Source organism: Streptomyces sp. URMC 126 (genome assembly GCF_051386555.1).
In the GTDB taxonomy this organism is placed as follows: Bacteria; Actinomycetota; Actinomycetes; order Streptomycetales; family Streptomycetaceae; genus Streptomyces.
The window spans coordinates 1-1,143 of the sequence record NZ_JBPQTX010000623.1; the positions used below are offsets into that span (position 1 = coordinate 1).

Consider the following 1,143-nt stretch of genomic DNA (forward strand, 5'->3'; position numbering starts at 1 on the left):
AGAGGGGGCCGGCGGGCCGGAGTACGGCCGGGGAGGGCGGCCGAGGAGGGCGGCGGCCTGACCGCGCCGCGAGGGCCTCGCCGTCCCGGCGGCCGACGGAAACGATCCGTCAGGCGCGCAGCGTCGCCCCGCCGTCGACGTACAGGTCGTGCATGGTGATGTGCCGAGCGCGGTCGGACACGAGGAACACGACGGCGTCGGCGATATCCGAGGGCTCGGCGATCCGGCCGAGGGGGATGCCGACGCGGTACGTGCCGGGGTCGCCGTCGACGACGCGGGCGGGCGCCTCGTCGTCCGTCCACAGCGCCCGCTGCATGGCGGTGTCGGTCGAGCCGGGGGACACGACGTTGCAGCGCACGCCGCTGCGGCCGAGTTCGAGGCCGAGGCACTTGGTGAACATGGTGGCCGCCGCCTTGGACGCCGCGTAGGCGGCCATGCCGGTGCGGGGCACCCCCGCCGCGTTGGAACCGACCGTCACGACGCAGCCGGTGCCGCGGGCGGCCATCCGGCGGGCGGCGGCGCGGGAGGCGACGAAGACGCCGGTGGTGTTGACGGCGAAGGTGCGCTCCCACGCTTCGTCGGTCAGCGAGACGACGGGCGAAGGGTGCAGGACCCCGGCCACGTTGACGAGGATGCCGAGCGGGCCGACCGAGGTCTCCACTTCCTCGACGACGGCCTCGACGGCCGCGGCGTCCGATACGTCGGCGGTGTGGGCGGTGACCCGGTCGGGTCCGTACTCCGCCGCCAGCTTCTCGATGCCGTCGGGCACCGCGTCGAGGGCCGCGACCCGGGCTCCCCGTTCGACGAGGGCCCTGACCACGGCCTCGCCTATGCCCTGTCCGGCGCCGGTGACCAGCGCGACGCGGCCGGAGAGTTCAGTCTGCTCCACGACGGGTTCCCCCACCATTCCAGTTCGAATAAGGTAAGGCTTACCTTACATGAGCTCCCGGCCTGGGGGAATCACCGCCGTCGCATGAGCGGCCGGACGGCGAAGGAGCGCCGGGACGCCCCACGCGCCCGCCCCGTGCCGCTCCTCCACCCTTCTTCCGGAGCCACGTGACGAAGGCCCCCGGCCTGAGTGAACGCCGCCCGACGACGGCACGACGAGGACTGACCCGCGCCCCCGCCTCCCCTACTCACCCC

Annotated in this window: 1 protein-coding gene; it reads right to left on the reverse strand. The window is 74.1% G+C overall.

The window, feature by feature from the left end; translation table 11 throughout:
* Positions 1–109 precede the first annotated feature (109 nt).
* Positions 110–907, reverse strand: a complete 798-nt coding sequence (locus tag ACSNOK_RS33160) for a 2,3-dihydro-2,3-dihydroxybenzoate dehydrogenase (protein ID WP_436784495.1) — start codon at positions 905–907, stop codon at positions 110–112.
* Positions 908–1,143: the final 236 nt, after the last annotated feature.

What these genes read in the sequence shown, in the direction of transcription:
- ACSNOK_RS33160 (WP_436784495.1), bottom strand. Translation starts at nt 907, where the DNA reads ATGGTGGGGGAACCCGTCGTGGAGCAGACTGAACTCTCCGGCCGCGTC.